The organism is Acidaminobacter hydrogenoformans DSM 2784, assembly GCF_900103005.1.
In the GTDB taxonomy this organism is placed as follows: Bacteria; Bacillota; Clostridia; order Peptostreptococcales; family Acidaminobacteraceae; genus Acidaminobacter; species Acidaminobacter hydrogenoformans.
The window spans coordinates 1-13,642 of the sequence record NZ_FMWL01000034.1; the positions used below are offsets into that span (position 1 = coordinate 1).

18 protein-coding genes, 11 tRNA genes and 1 rRNA gene are annotated in these 13,642 nt (G+C 44.9%); all 30 read right to left on the reverse strand.

Annotated features, from left to right (window positions below):
- The coding region (locus tag BLP63_RS16345; RefSeq protein WP_330387197.1) for a hypothetical protein at positions 1-274 on the reverse strand (274 nt) is incomplete at its 3' end.
- 497 nt (positions 275-771) lie between these two features.
- Positions 772-2,049, reverse strand: coding sequence for a tyrosine-type recombinase/integrase (locus BLP63_RS16350; RefSeq protein WP_092593512.1), 1,278 nt, complete (start codon positions 2,047-2,049; stop codon positions 772-774).
- A gap of 25 nt (positions 2,050-2,074) precedes the next feature.
- Complete coding sequence (locus tag BLP63_RS16355; RefSeq protein WP_092593514.1) at positions 2,075-2,599, reverse strand: helix-turn-helix domain-containing protein; 525 nt, start codon at positions 2,597-2,599, stop codon at positions 2,075-2,077.
- 81 nt (positions 2,600-2,680) lie between these two features.
- Positions 2,681-3,379, reverse strand: a complete 699-nt coding sequence (locus BLP63_RS16360; protein ID WP_092593516.1) for a hypothetical protein — start codon at positions 3,377-3,379, stop codon at positions 2,681-2,683.
- A gap of 32 nt (positions 3,380-3,411) precedes the next feature.
- Positions 3,412-3,573, reverse strand: coding sequence for a plasmid mobilization protein (locus tag BLP63_RS16770; RefSeq protein WP_139159858.1), 162 nt, complete (start codon positions 3,571-3,573; stop codon positions 3,412-3,414).
- An 86-nt stretch (positions 3,574-3,659) separates the two neighbouring features.
- Entirely contained in the window at positions 3,660-3,914 is a 255-nt protein-coding gene (locus BLP63_RS16365) for a hypothetical protein (protein WP_092593518.1), read from the reverse strand.
- Entirely contained in the window at positions 3,911-4,186 is a 276-nt protein-coding gene (locus BLP63_RS16370; RefSeq protein WP_092593520.1) for a hypothetical protein, read from the reverse strand. Before BLP63_RS16370 ends, BLP63_RS16365 begins: the two co-directional genes overlap by 4 nt.
- Positions 4,183-4,953, reverse strand: coding sequence for a sigma factor (locus BLP63_RS16375; RefSeq protein ID WP_170829515.1), 771 nt, complete (start codon positions 4,951-4,953; stop codon positions 4,183-4,185). Before BLP63_RS16375 ends, BLP63_RS16370 begins: the two co-directional genes overlap by 4 nt.
- Before the next feature lie 70 nt (positions 4,954-5,023).
- Positions 5,024-5,407 carry a hypothetical protein gene (locus BLP63_RS16380; protein WP_139159859.1) on the reverse strand — a complete coding sequence of 128 codons (384 nt, stop codon included), beginning with the start codon at positions 5,405-5,407 and terminating at the stop codon, positions 5,024-5,026.
- Between the two features lie 195 nt (positions 5,408-5,602).
- Entirely contained in the window at positions 5,603-6,133 is a 531-nt protein-coding gene (locus tag BLP63_RS16385; protein ID WP_092593526.1) for a hypothetical protein, read from the reverse strand.
- A gap of 22 nt (positions 6,134-6,155) precedes the next feature.
- Positions 6,156-6,401, reverse strand: a complete 246-nt coding sequence (locus tag BLP63_RS16390) for a hypothetical protein (RefSeq protein WP_139159860.1) — start codon at positions 6,399-6,401, stop codon at positions 6,156-6,158.
- A gap of 252 nt (positions 6,402-6,653) precedes the next feature.
- Positions 6,654-6,782 (reverse strand): hypothetical protein, encoded by a 129-nt coding sequence (locus BLP63_RS17250; protein ID WP_278278150.1) that lies wholly within the window; start codon positions 6,780-6,782, stop codon positions 6,654-6,656.
- 4 nt (positions 6,783-6,786) lie between these two features.
- Positions 6,787-7,242, reverse strand: a complete 456-nt coding sequence (locus BLP63_RS16395) for a hypothetical protein (protein WP_092593530.1) — start codon at positions 7,240-7,242, stop codon at positions 6,787-6,789.
- Positions 7,239-7,445: a hypothetical protein gene (locus tag BLP63_RS16400; protein ID WP_092593532.1), complete on the reverse strand. Its 207-nt coding sequence runs from the start codon at positions 7,443-7,445 to the stop codon at positions 7,239-7,241. The genes BLP63_RS16395 and BLP63_RS16400 overlap by 4 nt, the downstream gene beginning before the upstream one ends.
- A gap of 11 nt (positions 7,446-7,456) precedes the next feature.
- A complete protein-coding gene (locus tag BLP63_RS16405) occupies positions 7,457-8,041 on the reverse strand; it encodes a PDDEXK family nuclease (RefSeq protein ID WP_139159861.1) in 585 nt (194 codons plus the stop codon).
- A 277-nt stretch (positions 8,042-8,318) separates the two neighbouring features.
- Positions 8,319-10,478 carry a phage/plasmid primase, P4 family gene (locus tag BLP63_RS16410; RefSeq protein ID WP_092593536.1) on the reverse strand — a complete coding sequence of 720 codons (2,160 nt, stop codon included), beginning with the start codon at positions 10,476-10,478 and terminating at the stop codon, positions 8,319-8,321.
- 115 nt (positions 10,479-10,593) lie between these two features.
- Entirely contained in the window at positions 10,594-10,851 is a 258-nt protein-coding gene (locus BLP63_RS16415) for a helix-turn-helix domain-containing protein (RefSeq protein WP_092593538.1), read from the reverse strand.
- A gap of 164 nt (positions 10,852-11,015) precedes the next feature.
- Positions 11,016-11,852 carry a hypothetical protein gene (locus BLP63_RS16420; protein ID WP_092593540.1) on the reverse strand — a complete coding sequence of 279 codons (837 nt, stop codon included), beginning with the start codon at positions 11,850-11,852 and terminating at the stop codon, positions 11,016-11,018.
- 186 nt (positions 11,853-12,038) lie between these two features.
- Positions 12,039-12,115: transfer RNA gene (locus tag BLP63_RS16425), tRNA-Arg, on the reverse strand.
- Between the two features lie 6 nt (positions 12,116-12,121).
- Positions 12,122-12,196: transfer RNA gene (locus BLP63_RS16430), tRNA-Cys, on the reverse strand.
- 4 nt (positions 12,197-12,200) lie between these two features.
- Positions 12,201-12,276 (reverse strand) — tRNA-Lys (locus BLP63_RS16435).
- Positions 12,277-12,328: 52 nt separating this feature from the next.
- A tRNA-Gly gene (locus tag BLP63_RS16440) sits at positions 12,329-12,403 on the reverse strand.
- Between the two features lie 130 nt (positions 12,404-12,533).
- A tRNA-Tyr gene (locus BLP63_RS16445) sits at positions 12,534-12,618 on the reverse strand.
- Between the two features lie 16 nt (positions 12,619-12,634).
- Positions 12,635-12,711 (reverse strand) — tRNA-Asp (locus BLP63_RS16450).
- A 169-nt stretch (positions 12,712-12,880) separates the two neighbouring features.
- A tRNA-Val gene (locus BLP63_RS16455) sits at positions 12,881-12,956 on the reverse strand.
- 5 nt (positions 12,957-12,961) lie between these two features.
- A tRNA-Glu gene (locus tag BLP63_RS16460) sits at positions 12,962-13,036 on the reverse strand.
- A 10-nt stretch (positions 13,037-13,046) separates the two neighbouring features.
- A tRNA-Met gene (locus BLP63_RS16465) sits at positions 13,047-13,122 on the reverse strand.
- A 148-nt stretch (positions 13,123-13,270) separates the two neighbouring features.
- A tRNA-Leu gene (locus tag BLP63_RS16470) sits at positions 13,271-13,359 on the reverse strand.
- Positions 13,360-13,368: 9 nt separating this feature from the next.
- Positions 13,369-13,443 (reverse strand) — tRNA-Asn (locus tag BLP63_RS16475).
- Positions 13,444-13,538: 95 nt separating this feature from the next.
- Positions 13,539-13,642: ribosomal RNA gene (gene rrf / locus BLP63_RS16480) — 5S ribosomal RNA — on the reverse strand; the annotation flags it as partial.

The window sequence follows — 13,642 nt, forward strand, 5'->3', positions numbered from 1 at the left end:
TCCCGACTCGCAAACAACTGCTTCTTAATGAACGATCCTTTTCTTCGGGAAGCTCTACTTCCGGGAAGAACTTCAGGTAGTTCTGGTTTGGCTGCATCATAAGATGATCAGCTTTGGATTGCTTACCAATCATCGCTCTCTTTACGTTCGTAAATTTTCGCGTAGGATCATAGATCCTATCGTACTCATAGTAAACATAACAGGAGTCGTCTCGTTTTCTGTAGGTAATTTTACCTGCTGCTTCTGGTATTTTGACTAGAAAATCGAGGTACATATTCGTCCTCCTTTTTAGTAACATATGTGACTAAATACAGTATAACATTAAGCCCGTATCTTTGCAAGCAAATCCGCAGAAATACGGGCTTTGACTGATTATTTTCGGGTTAGTCACATTTTTTTATGGAAGTTGACAGATATTTGACACACACCTATCCAAAAGAAAAAAGCCGCATCTAAGCAGCTTCAAATGGAATAGATAGTATAATAACGAAAAAAAATATCAAGGCCCCCGATTTCTCGGAGGCCTTGATATACGTGCATTTGATTGGTGCGCCCGGAGGGATTCGAACCCCCGACCTTCTGATTCGTAGGAATATAAAAGCCTTATTTCCTCGTTTTTCTATATTTTTCTAAATTGCTACACATCAGTATTTTCAACGTTTTCGAGACTTTGGCTTTTTACCTCTTCTCTCTAAAATTATCTAAATTATTTTCAGATTACGGGTAACATTACGGGTAAAATCACCCGTAATAAAATCAGAAGGTCGTTTCTTATTTCTTTTTCTTCCTGAGCGGCGTGACCTTCGCTGACTCATTTCCTATCGCTTGCTTTGTCGCGTCCCTGTCTGACCATTGACTGACAGCATCCTTCTTGAGATCCGGCATGACATGACTGTACGTGTCAAGTGTCATTGCAATATTAGAATGACCAAGAAGCTCTTGAGCTGTCTTCGCATTGACATTCATTTCGAGAAGCCTTGTCGCGTAGGTATGCCTGACACTATGGAAGCTGATGCCTTTGAGATCCAGCCTCTCAAGTACAATGTCAAGCTCCCTTCTGGCGTTGTCCGTGTCAAGCTGCGTTCCAATGACAGTAGTGAAGACAAATTCAGGATCAGTCACGCCCATTTTCAGCAGCATCTCTGCTTGAACCATCCTCCACTCTTCCATATCATCGATACACCACGGCGGAAGAGGAACACTGCGGCGGCCTGATTTCGTCTTCGGTTCTTTTGTGATGATCTGTGTCCCAAGCTTCTTTCCGTCGCTATCGTATTCCATGACACGCCGTGTTGATTGCTTGACCTGAAGGATGCCTTCATCAAGATCCAAGTCAGCCCACTTCAGCGCCCCGGCTTCACCAATTCGGAGACCGGACCCAAGAAGAAACTGAAGCAGATAATAAAGTGTTGGGACTCTCTGTTTTTTAGCCTCTTCCAGAATCAGAGTCGTTTCTTCATGAGTCAGATGCCGTGCTTCCTTTTTTTCCATTCGCGGCCTTTTGACAAAATCAGCAACATTTCGCTGAACAAAACCTTCCAGAGCCGCTTGCTTAAGTGCCTGTTTCAATACACCAAGGATCATGACCACGGTCCGTGGAGACAGCGGATCAGCTTCTTTGCCCTTCACTATGCGCGGTGTCGTTAGCTTCTTATTGATCATATCTTGAACCTCAGCCGCTGTGAGCTTTGACAGCTTAATGGATCCCAAGGTAGGAATCAAGTGCGCGTCAATCATGTATCTATGGTCCGCATAGGTCCCAGGACTCACGCTGATCCGCGAATACTTCTCAAGCCATATATCAAGCCAGTCTTTCACCGTGTATTGATTCGGCTCGATTGCAAGCCCCATTTCGGCCTCAGCTTTAGCGCGCTTGATCTTTCTTTTGACCTCAGCTTCAGACTTACCAGAGAAGTATCTTCTTGTGCCGTCAATCATGACCTCTCCGTCCCACGCCTTGCCGTCTTTGCGTTTTCGAATATTACCAAGGCCATGATCCTTCTTTTCCCGTTTAGCTTCAACCTCTTCAGACTTTTTCTTTCCAGCCATTTAATCAGATCCTTTCAAAACAGACCTATGAAAAGTTTTTGAATATACTCTTTACTTGACCAAGGAAGATGATCTTCCCGCTTACGATGTCTTCAGGTTTAATTTCAATGATGTCACTGTCACTGACGAAGAGCCCCGTCCACGCGTCCGGCAACTGTGCCAGCTTGCCCGCGACAACTTCTCCATCAATCTCAATGGCAACATAACTATTGTGAGGGACTTCCCAAGGATCTTTCACGTTTACATTTACACCCATACCCGGCTCAAAATTATTTATCCATGCTTTTGAAGGTTGGCAGCTTATGACCATTTCACCGTCATAATTCGGATGAAAATACGCGTCAATATTCTTTAGTTTCAGTGTGTCAAATATCTTGAGAGCTTCCATCATTCCGAATGATACTTTACCATCAAGTCGGCGGCGAAGTGCGCTTTCACTAATCTCAAGCGACTTTGCAAGGTCCTTGACACTTAAGCCATACCAATTCATTGCCTGTCTAATTTTCTCGTGACGGTGACTGTACTTTGTGTTAGAATTAATTCTGGTCATGTTGATTTCCTCCTTTTTTTATGGCGAAATTAGTGTGTGACAATGTGACCACGGCCGCCCGGTCCTATGCTGGGCGGTTTTTTATTTGCTTAATTCTTTCCATACGTTGGCCGCCTGATCGTTTACGCCTTGAATAATCTCATAACTGTCAACAATCTTTGCTCTACCCGGAAATAACACTATTTCCCGTTCGTTGCGATCATCAATTTTTGCTATTATATCCGTCTTTCTCGCTTCAACTTCATAAACGATACCTTCCCCAAATCTCGAAGCAAACCATTCAGCAATTGGTCTGTGTGTCGTGAATGACATAGCATCCTCAATTCCGATTGATTTCGAAGCCTCTCCCCTATAAAGTGTGATTTTTTTTGATTCTCCGAATAAATCCGCTTTTTCAGCATCCGGCATTAATTCGCTGACTCTATAAAACAAATCTTCAAAACCGTCATAGTCCTCATAATGATTGAAATATGACATTGAATAAGCTGATTTGAACACCTGGTACAAATGGTTGTCCGGGATCTGATAGTAAATATTAAGCAATACATACATAAGCATTTTGCTCGAAATATTATTAAAGGCGCTTTCGATCTCATCCGCGGTCATTTCTGAATTTTTTAATCTGTCGCTAATTAAAGAGCTTAGCAAAATTGATTGCTTCAAACTGGTTTCTGTTTGGTTAATGTCGCCGTTGTTCATCTCTGATAGATTATCTTCATAAATCGTTGAATTATATTTTTCTTTGTAAGCGGTTTCAAATTCTACATAACTTATTTCCAACTTTTCACCTCCATTTTACACCGTTATTAACCTTAATCTTCTTTTTTGATCTGAACAATGACTTTCACTTCAGACTTAGAAATCATCCGGATAAAAGAAGAAACTGTCATCCCCATTTCATCAGCCTTTTTTTGAAGTGAATCAAGCTCTTCGGGACTTAACCTGACATTGAGTGAAGTGCTTTTTTCTCTCATGTTTCACCTCCTAATATTAATGTACAGCATTTTTCTTTACTTGTCAATATGTTTTAAGCCCAGATTTCTCCAGGCTCATTATTAATTCACTTCATATTCATCACTATGATATTTTCAAGGGCCTCAGATTGCCTGTCAAGTTCCCGCACCATGAGGTCAAGGGTTTCCACTTCGTCGGCCATCTCAAGCCCCTGGTACGCTCTCATCAGGTCAAGAAGAGAAATCCTCGCAGACGTGGCCTTAAGGCTGGCATTGCTGGCCCTGTGCATAGCAGACAGCTTGAGGTCAATTTGATGCAGGCGTTTCATTCTGGCGCGTTCATGTTCACTGATGCTGATCATAATACACCGCCCGTGACCGTGACGTGCTCAAGCGCAGCCATCTGTCGGTCAAGCTCCCTGACAATCAGATCAAGGGTGTCAATATCCTCAGACCTTCCGCCTATGGCGTGATAATTGGACATCGCACCCATTAAAGCACCATGAGCAGATAATAGCTTCATGCGGGCAGCACTTGCCCTGGCACACCGTTCCAGATACGCTTTTCGGGCCTCGTCGCGCGCCTGAATAGCTTTAGCATGAGGACTGTTCGGATCAACTTCTTTTCTTTTCATGGCTTCACCCCTAATCTATTCTGAAGTTTGTTTTCAAGACGCTCAAGGAGCTCAATCCGCATCATGGCCTTGTCGCCTGTCGGGTCTGCATGGCCTCTCAGCGTCGGTCTGACGTTACCCATGCTTGCCATTGGGCTTGGATAATAAGAGAGCTGGGATCCAAGCCAGCGTTCACGGAAGGCTTTCACCAACGGCGGCTGCGGGCCTGTGATCAGTGCTGATTCAATGGACTTTCTGGAAGGCTGCTCAATGTACCCCAGACAGTACGCCTTTAGCCGCTTAAGCTCGACTGGATCAGCGTGGTCTGCCATAAAGCTGAAATATTCCTGGCACCGTTCGGAAGCATACGTCTGAAGTTCGGGATCCACCGCGTCAAGGTCTGGCAGCATAGACTGCTGATCAGCTTGGCCATCCTCATTCTTGCCAGCAGGCGTATTGAGTGATACAGACATCCCCACCCGGAAGACTTCCCGAAACTCTGTTTTGATAGTCCAAATAATTACCGTTGACAGCGGCCCGCGGTCTGGATCCCACTTCTCAGTGATTGCCCGCCAGGCTCCGATCATGGCCATGGACTCAAGGTCTTCCCGATCAAGAGAAGGTCTGTACTCAAGCTTTGCCGCCCTGAAATATTTGTTCGCCCACTTCATCGCCAGAGGTCTATTGAATTCCAGCATTTCTTCCAGGGCTTTTGCGTCGCCGTCTTTGAATCGCTGGTAAAGCTCACGGTTTCGTGCGTCATAGTCAATTTTGATTTCAGCAGACAACATCAAGCCCCCTTAAGCGCGTAAACTACACCGGGCCTTTATAGCACCCTGCGATATTTTCAGAAATGGCCTAACCGCGGTTGTTGACAAATTGCATGAATTCATCTTCAATCTCATCATCAGCCAGTTTGCTTTCAGGGACTAAGTCAGTGAGCTGCCTCATCAGTGTCATGAAGTTTTTCAGGATGGAATTGTACAGATCAGCAGCGGCGCTGCGCTTCTTGCCCCATTGGTTGGCACCGTTCTGATACTCATCAATTAAACCTTCTCTATCAACGATGTCCCGCAGCTCTTGGAGCTTTACGATCATCCAGGCGGCATTGTCTAAGAGGGAATCCACCAATTTCAGTTTTTCAGAGCTGACGTCCTTGAAGAGTGACTTCAATCTTCGCTTTTCCGCAGAAACTTTGCTTTCAGTCGACAATTCCTCTTTAATCGTTTTAACTTTAGCCAAATATCTCACCTCAATTCTTTTTATGGCGGCAGACCCCACCGGTCCAGGCCCCTCGGCGCGAAGCACATCGTCCTTCACAGTGGGTGTTTGATTACCCCTTTCTTTTTCCATTTAATGGGGGGGAGGGTATATATTTACCAAATGAGTATTATTTGCATGAAGTAAAGCCCGCCCGATAAAGAGCGGGCCTTGTGTCTATGCGCGTCGGATCAGTGCACCATAATAATTTCTTTTAATGCTCTTATCATCCTCCGCACCATCAATATGAGAACACGCTGCCATTGTAATATGACCAGCCGCTTCATACTGCATTTTCAGTTCTGTGCGCTCTGCCTCAAGCCCTTCCATTGCCTTTTCAAATTCGGCTTCAAGCTTATCCTTTCTTGCCATATGTTCAGATACGGCTTCGGAATATTCAGCGCGTACCCGTTCAAACTCTTTCAGAACGCCGTTAGCTGCCATGCTTACCGTATTCTGCCCGGCAGTGTTGAGCACTTCCAGTTTCTCCATGATTCGCACTTCTTGGATTTTCAGCGCTTCAAAACTGGAGAAGGCTTTGTCCCTTGCATTATCGTCCAGGGCAGCATAGCGTTCAAGCTCTGCGCCAATCTTTGCGCGAACGGCTTCAAGTTCCTTCTCAAGGTCGTTGACACGCGCTTCTTTACGCGCCAGTTCTTTCTGGAGAACATCGTCAGATTTCATGTTGAAGTTAGGTTTTTTAGCCATTTATAAGTCACTCCTCAAATTTTTATTTATAACCGCGTTGGGCAAGAAATGCTTTCATTTCTCGTTTCATGAATTCATCATCTTCAGAATCACGCTTGATTGCTCGGTGCAAACCACCGTTTTTCTTTTCAAGTTTCCGCACAGCGTGAATGAAGGCTTCACCCTTGACTGCATCTTCATTGCGTAACTCATCCACCATGCTCTGAAGCCTTGCTATCTTTCTCAGCCGGGCTTCTCGATCCCGGTCAAGCTGTTTATATACTGCCATTGTTCTCACCTCACTGAAGGCTGGCACTGTGTGGTTGACGACACTATGGCTGGCAGCTGGTGGCCATATGAGCACCACCGCCACCACAAGCGCTCCCGCTTGCTGTCACAGGGATCCGCCCCGCTCCCGGAGCTTCACCGGGTACTGCTGCCCAGATCGTCGGAGGCCGTTCCGGGGTACTACAAGGAGGTTGTATGTCAATCCGCGAACGGGCCGAATAGGAGGTATAAAGCCCGCTGAAGCGGATGAACATCATTCTTTTTGGAGCCTGTCGAGTTCGCGCTGCAGCTCTTCAATCTTGTGCTGAAGCTTAGAAATCCGCTTCAGCTTCTCAGCTGGATCAGGAGGCGGGCCTTTTTGAATTTCTTTCCTGGTATTCATCAGATCACCGCGTTTCAACAACTCGTGTAAAATGCTTGTATTTATCCAACAGGTCACCCGGCACCGCCTCAGTGAATGGAATGACCTCATCTTCTTCCTGATCGTCTGGCCCGCTGAAGTCGTAATCTTCGCCCTCTGGATCTTCCCATAGACCACGGATGGCGAACAGTAAAGTTCGGTTCATCCATCCCAGCTGTTCTGGCGTTAGATTTTCCGATAACCACAGAAGATGCTCAAGGTATGCAGTGCTGTCCATTTCGTCAACTTCAAGCTGGATTTTGTCAAACTCCGCGGGCTTGAGATCCACGGCGAAAGGCGTTTGACCTACCATGTAAAGCGCCTTCTCGAAACTGTGCGCAAGATCATACCCTTCAGCCTTGCCTGCTTCAAAACCTCGATTATAAGCTTCAGTGCGGATGTCAGACAGCATTGTTTTGACCAATTTGTTTGTTGATCTCATATGAAAAGCCCCTCTCCCATCAATTTTTCACGCATTTCGGACAGCATCGTCTCATACTCTTCAAGCTGCATCTTCAGTGAATCGCGCTCAGACTCACCGCGTTTATAGCCTTCCAGATAACCTTTTTCATGCTCAATTTTCAAAACAGTAGACATCCAATGTTTAAGCGGATTATAACCGTTCAGTTCTTCGTGTATGCTCATTTTAATCCCCCTCAAGGTCTCTCGCCATGTTCGAACCGGGCTTGACGTGCTCTTGCATAAGCCTTTAGAAGTCGTTTATCATTGAAATTGATCCATTTTTCTGGACATTCGCATTTTATTCTTTCTGATAGTCCTTCGAATTCATAACCTATCTTGCCGCATTTTTCGCAGACACAAAACCAATAAGGATGATCAGAGTCGCACTCGCCAGCATAATCGTAATTATAAAGAATTTTGAAATAATCATCAGATATCAGTTTTTCTGGATTCGGGATCTGCCTCAAGAGAGCAACTCTGCTATTAGAATAGAAGGACATCCTCTTCACTTTTTCAGCATCCTCCGGCGGAAGTTCCGGTCCTTTTACTTCAACAATCAGATCCAGTTCCGGAAGGTAGAAGTCCGGCAAATACCAAAGAGTCTCTGAGTCGTACTGATTCGGCGGATCTTTTGAAACTATAGGCGGAAGCTCATACCCTTGCGGCTCATATTCATATGCAAGTCCCACTTCATCAAAGAAGACAGCCCAGCGTGCTTCAAGACGGGACCTGAAACGATAGCCATTGTACAGAGTGTCAAGCGGTCTGAATTGAATCAATTTATCACCTCTCATATAATGCACAGGACCTTTCACTATACCTGCACAGGACTTCGACAGTCTGAAGCCATTGATATAACTGCCAGTGACAAGGCTCACAGGGCTTTATCAATTCCTTATAGAAAAAATATTTTGAATCAGAGAAAATTCCCTTTGAAAAACAATTATTTATTTATTTTTTCTCAGGAGTTAAAAAAGTGTAGTGAGCCTTGTCACTTCAAGCATTTGCAACGCTTCCAGCGATTTGAAGTCCCGTGCAGTCCCGTGCAAAGCCCTGTTACCATGGTATTGTTCCTTGATAAATCTGGCCTGTAAAGTCTTCCGTCGGTTCCTCTTCTGGTATCAAGCGGATGCCTTTGAGAAAACTGACATAGCCATATGCCTTGCGCACTCGGATTTTCTTGATTTCCGGCCTCATGGTCCGCAGCTCCACAACAAAATTATTGAGTGCAAAAACCTTCTGATGGCCACTTTCGAGAGCCCACTTCTCATATGCTGCATAAAGTTCTTTCGAACCAATCTCATGATCAGCACCAACTTCACAGACGTCTTCCAGAAAAATTTCTAAAGGATCGCAGGTCTTTTTATACTCATCGAGAAGTTCAACCGCTCCCGAAGACTCTGAGAAAATAAACTTGTTTTTCATCAGCCGCTTAAGTCCCTCAAGAGCCCAAGCAAGGATGCCGTCAAGTTCATCTTTGAAAATGGGAATCAGATCAACCCGATTTTCCGGCGGGACTGTTCTTTCAAATTTTACAATCGTGATCCGGTCAATTGCGGTCTTATCATTGTAGATTCGCGGAAGGCGGTTGCAGCTGAAAAGGAGTCTCGCGCGGTTTACGAAGGAAAAAGCCTGCTCGCCCTTCCGCTGTGCTTCAATAGCATCCGCACCACCTGTCAACATTTTGATGATGGCAGAATTTTTCAAAGCGTCATGAGACAGGTCCGCATTGGAATTAAGTGTCTTGCCAAATAATTGAGCTGTCAAGAAGCGATCATTCCCAAAATCTTGAAGCGCAACATGAGAACAATTTTCCGGACCAACTAACATTTCTATGACGTTAATGAACACGCTTTTCCCGCTGTTTGATACACCTGTTAAAATGAAAAGCTTTTTCGCCAGTGTGTAACCGCTGACAATATAGCCGGCGATTTCTTGCAAGGTCCTCTGCGCATCTTCATCTAATATGTCATTGAGATATTTTTTGAAGTTCGGCGCGGATGCCTCTGGAACATATTGAGCTTGAATCTGGACCGTCGATTTCAAGCGTGGATTATGTTCATAAGTCTTCCATGTCTTCACGTCCAAGACGCCGTTTTTCAAATTGATCAAATGAGGTTTTTCATTCACTTTGTCCGCCTCTGTGTATGTCAGCATTTTGTAAAGAGACAGAGCTTCGTTCAGCGTGTGGACCCTGGCTTTACCCGGCAGAAGATGCTGCCGAACCTGCATCTTTATTTGATCATCCGCCAAAATCTTATATACTCCGTTGTCATACTGAAAAAGTGCGCCACCGATGCTCAGGGCCGGATGCCTCATTTGGAAGTGTGCTGCCAAACGGTCAATAACCAAGTGTTTGAGATTGCCTGTCTTGATGTCCACTTCATACCAATTGAAGAAACTTTCTGGATCTTCATTTTCAACCCCTTCACTGAAGTCAAGCGCGGTCCCTGGCTCCCACTTTTCAAGAGTTTTGAAAATTGTCTTTTCCAGCTCACTTTGAGTCAGCGGCGGACTACATCTCGTTTCATTTTCTGCCAGAATTGCCGCCTTTATTGCCGGAAGGCTCAGTCCCCTCACCCGAAGAGATCCAGCTTGCCTGATAAGATGATCATTTCGTCCACCCTCTATAAGATCCCCGGTTGCGTCCGCCTGTGTCGCCTCGTGACGTTCAGCGGATGCCGCCTTGATCATTTCGAGAAGCTTCTCCGGTGGATCAGCCAGCTCGACTTCATCCAGACCAATGGTCCATTCATAAAGTTCACCATTCGGATGAATTGACGGCGGAGCAACGATCATCCCGCCTTCCGCCCGAATATCGAGACCCGGCGCGATCTTCCCGGCGCTGTTTCTGTACTGCTTCCCAGGATGCTTGTAATAATAATGGATGCCCCCGCTCCCTGTCCTGACCGAAGGTGTCGCAGGAAGATGACCAATTTCCTTGAGGGATTCAATGCCTTGAGGACCGTCCACGTCCAGCACCATGACCCCAGAGATCGTTCCGGTAACGATGCCAATATTTGAGAATGGCGCTTTGGCAAAGGCAGCTCTGATCTGGTCTTCAGTCATTCGTTCAGTTTGGTATTGCTTCCAAGGTCCGGCAGCTTTCTTTGACTTCTCACCCAAAATGATGATACTGAAGCCCTGCTTCTCAAGGTCAAGCGCTGCCTTTAGTCTTGGATTGCTGTCTGCATTTTGTATTGTGACAACTGTCAAATTTTTCTCACCTGCCTTATAATGAACACTATTGATTATCGTTCATTTTTATGTTATAATTTAACAAATAAGATTTTCCCACCGCCGGAGCGATCCAGGCGGTATTTTTTTGTCATCATCTCTTGATCAAATTTTCAGCCGCCAGATCCTCAAGATATTTCAGAAAAGCTACGGTTGGAATCATGTACGCGTTGCCAACTCTGGCTGCTGGAATTCTACCTTCAGCAATCCAATTATAGATGACACGTCTGCCACCTCCGGCGACATCTGCCGCTTGTTGAACGCTCAGGAATTTTAACTTTTCGATTTCATCAATGGTCATACGACTCTGTTTTTTGTTATAAACGACTTTTGAATTTTCTAATTCATTCATAATTAAGATCACCCTTTCATCTATTTATCGGCAAATAAAAAATAGTACGCTCGCGAGGCTTTTTCTTGCCTACACTAAGCGTACTATTCTCTAACTTCTAATTCAATGGATTTTAGTACATACGTTCGTATTAAGGATGCCTTATATCATACCCCTTAATACGATTATTCCCATTCAAGCCTCAAAGCCACCTTTTGCAATGTGTTTGTGAGATTGTAGTTTGATTTAATCTGTTTATCTTCATCGTGTATATATCGTCTATTGTGCAGCCTTATAATCTTCGCATCATCAAATTCAAAGAATTTCTTTTCTATAAACCACCTCATATGATCAAGAGGATCAGCTTTCGTCTGTCTGAACGTATATTTCTTATCTATCTCTTCGTATCCTTCTTTTTCCATATATTTATCTACTTTTTCAAAATATTGATCAATATTATTCAAAAATATCTCAATTCTTAATTTATAATCATCTTTACTTTCTGAAGTTGGAATATATCCCCTCAGTTTGCCAATCTTTCTTGTTGCAGCTTCAATTTTTCTTTCTTCACCATAATCATAATCTAATAAGCCCATGACATTATTTGAAAAGAAGCCAACGTCCTGAATCAGTTCTTTCATCTCCTTGTCAGGAAGATTTGCTTTATAAAATTGATAACACATATCTAATTTGATGATCAAAGGCTTAATGATCCATTTTTGATTGATATTGAATTTGCTTCGCCAATCTCGTAATGTACTTAGTTTACCAAAATAATAATGGATAATCTCATTGTCCTTACGTCTATCTGGATCATAATGACCAGAGTCTATATAGCCCTTTTCCCATACACCTGGAACTGATGCAGCCAATCCAATGAATTCTGTATAAACTTTTTCAATTAGATAATCTCCAATTTCAGGGTAAAATTCATCAAGTGCCTCAAGAAATAATTGACGGGCTTTTATTTTTGATAAGTCTATTGACTTAGAACCGTAGTCACCTCGTCCGAATTTCCCCATAAGATATTCCCCCAAAATTCTTTTTCTCTATCTGCTTCTATTTTATCATATCTCCGTACTATTACGGGTAACACGTAATTCTTCAATTTTCAAATCAACATTACGGGTAGATTACGGGTAAACGCCTTTTTCAAAAAACACCAAGGCCCCCGATTTCTCGGAGGCCTTGATATACCTACATTTCATTGGTGCGCCCGGAGGGATTCGAACCCCCGACCTTCTGATTCGTAGTCAGACACTCTATCCAACTGAGCTACGAGCGCATAATTTGGAGGCGCCACCCAGATTTGAACTGGGGAATAGAGGTTTTGCAGACCTCTGCCTTACCACTTGGCTATGGCGCCATATTGGTGACCCATCCGCGGCTCGAACGCGGGACACCTTGATTAAAAGTCAAGTGCTCTACCGACTGAGCTAATGGGTCATATTCAGAACGCAAGATGAATAGCGCCTAGCCGGTTGCGTCTAAAAAACAATGGAGCGGAAGACGAGATTCGAACTCGCGACCCTCGCCTTGGCAAGGCGATGCTCTACCTCTGAGCCACTTCCGCATAGTATTGATGATTTTCGGTATATAAAAGTTAATATTCAAAGGTACTAAGAATGTAGGTTTTCTCACCTTTGGTGAGAAACCGCTTATTTAGAAAGCGGTTAGTGCCCCGCTTTCTAAATAAGCTACCGTGGTGGGGGGAGAAGGATTCGAACCTTCGAAATCGTAGATAACGGATTTACAGTCCGTCCCCTTTGGCCACTCGGGAACCCCCCCATGATTAAGTTTTAAATGGCGACCTGGAAGGGACTCGAACCCTCGACCTCTAGCGTGACAGGCTAGCGTTCTAACCGACTGAACTACCAGGCCGTGGTTTAGTACGGCTTTTTGACGCCAGCGATGAGAAGCGCTGTGTCGATGGATCATCTGGAAAACCAATTGGTATGCCTTGATTAAGTATAAGGAAGGTTTTTCTCCTTTGGAGAAAAACCGCTTTTTTAGAAAGCGGTTAAAACCCCGCTTTCTAAAAAAGCTACCATGGTGGGAGCTACAGGGATCGAACCTGTGACCTCTTGCTTGTAAGGCAAATGCTCTCCCAGCTGAGCTAAGCTCCCGTAAATGGTGACCCCTAGGGGAATCGAACCCCTGTTACCGCCGTGAAAGGGCGGTGTCTTGACCGCTTGACCAAGGGGCCGAGAATAAAATGGTTGCGGAGACAGGATTCGAACCTGCGACCTCCGGGTTATGAGCCCGACGAGCTTCCATCTGCTCCACTCCGCGACGAGTGTGGTGAAAGGTGTAAAATGTACTCAATTTGTGAATCATACGATTACTTAAGGTAGTTTCTTTTCCCTTCGGGAAAAGACCATTTTTTTCTCAGCGATTGCGCTGGACGCTATTAAAACCTCGCTTCCGAAAAAAACTAACTTGGTGCCGGAGACCGGAATCGAACCGGTACGGTCTTTGAGGACCGCAGGATTTTAAGTCCTGTGCGTCTGCCAGTTCCGCCACTCCGGCAATTAGAAATGGCTCCAAGGGTGGGGCTCGAACCCACAACCTACCGGTTAACAGCCGGTTGCTCCACCATTGAGCTACCTTGGAACGTTAGTTACCAGAGGTAACGCAGTAGCGCCTCCAGCAGCGAAATGCTGGATCCCTGGCTGAAGGCCTTAACCTTCAACCAGAAAGTCCATTGTACCCGGCGACGACTTACTCTCCCAGGGGGCTGCCCCCCAAGTACCATCAGCGATGAAAGGCTTAACTTCTGTGTTCGAGATGGGAACAGGTGTGGCCCTTTCTC

What these genes read in the sequence shown, in the direction of transcription:
- BLP63_RS16420 (WP_092593540.1), bottom strand. Translation starts at nt 11,852, where the DNA reads ATGGGGAAATTCGGACGAGGTGACTACGGTTCTAAGTCAATAGACTTA.
- BLP63_RS16395 (WP_092593530.1), bottom strand. Translation starts at nt 7,242, where the DNA reads ATGAGATCAACAAACAAATTGGTCAAAACAATGCTGTCTGACATCCGC.
- BLP63_RS16400 (WP_092593532.1), bottom strand. Translation starts at nt 7,445, where the DNA reads ATGAGCATACACGAAGAACTGAACGGTTATAATCCGCTTAAACATTGG.
- BLP63_RS16770 (WP_139159858.1), bottom strand. Translation starts at nt 3,573, where the DNA reads ATGAGAGAAAAAAGCACTTCACTCAATGTCAGGTTAAGTCCCGAAGAG.
- BLP63_RS17250 (WP_278278150.1), bottom strand. Translation starts at nt 6,782, where the DNA reads ATGAATACCAGGAAAGAAATTCAAAAAGGCCCGCCTCCTGATCCAGCT.
- BLP63_RS16390 (WP_139159860.1), bottom strand. Translation starts at nt 6,401, where the DNA reads ATGGCAGTATATAAACAGCTTGACCGGGATCGAGAAGCCCGGCTGAGA.
- BLP63_RS16385 (WP_092593526.1), bottom strand. Translation starts at nt 6,133, where the DNA reads ATGGCTAAAAAACCTAACTTCAACATGAAATCTGACGATGTTCTCCAG.
- BLP63_RS16415 (WP_092593538.1), bottom strand. Translation starts at nt 10,851, where the DNA reads ATGAATGAATTAGAAAATTCAAAAGTCGTTTATAACAAAAAACAGAGT.
- BLP63_RS16370 (WP_092593520.1), bottom strand. Translation starts at nt 4,186, where the DNA reads ATGAAAAGAAAAGAAGTTGATCCGAACAGTCCTCATGCTAAAGCTATT.
- BLP63_RS16350 (WP_092593512.1), bottom strand. Translation starts at nt 2,049, where the DNA reads ATGGCTGGAAAGAAAAAGTCTGAAGAGGTTGAAGCTAAACGGGAAAAG.
- BLP63_RS16355 (WP_092593514.1), bottom strand. Translation starts at nt 2,599, where the DNA reads ATGACCAGAATTAATTCTAACACAAAGTACAGTCACCGTCACGAGAAA.
- BLP63_RS16365 (WP_092593518.1), bottom strand. Translation starts at nt 3,914, where the DNA reads ATGATCAGCATCAGTGAACATGAACGCGCCAGAATGAAACGCCTGCAT.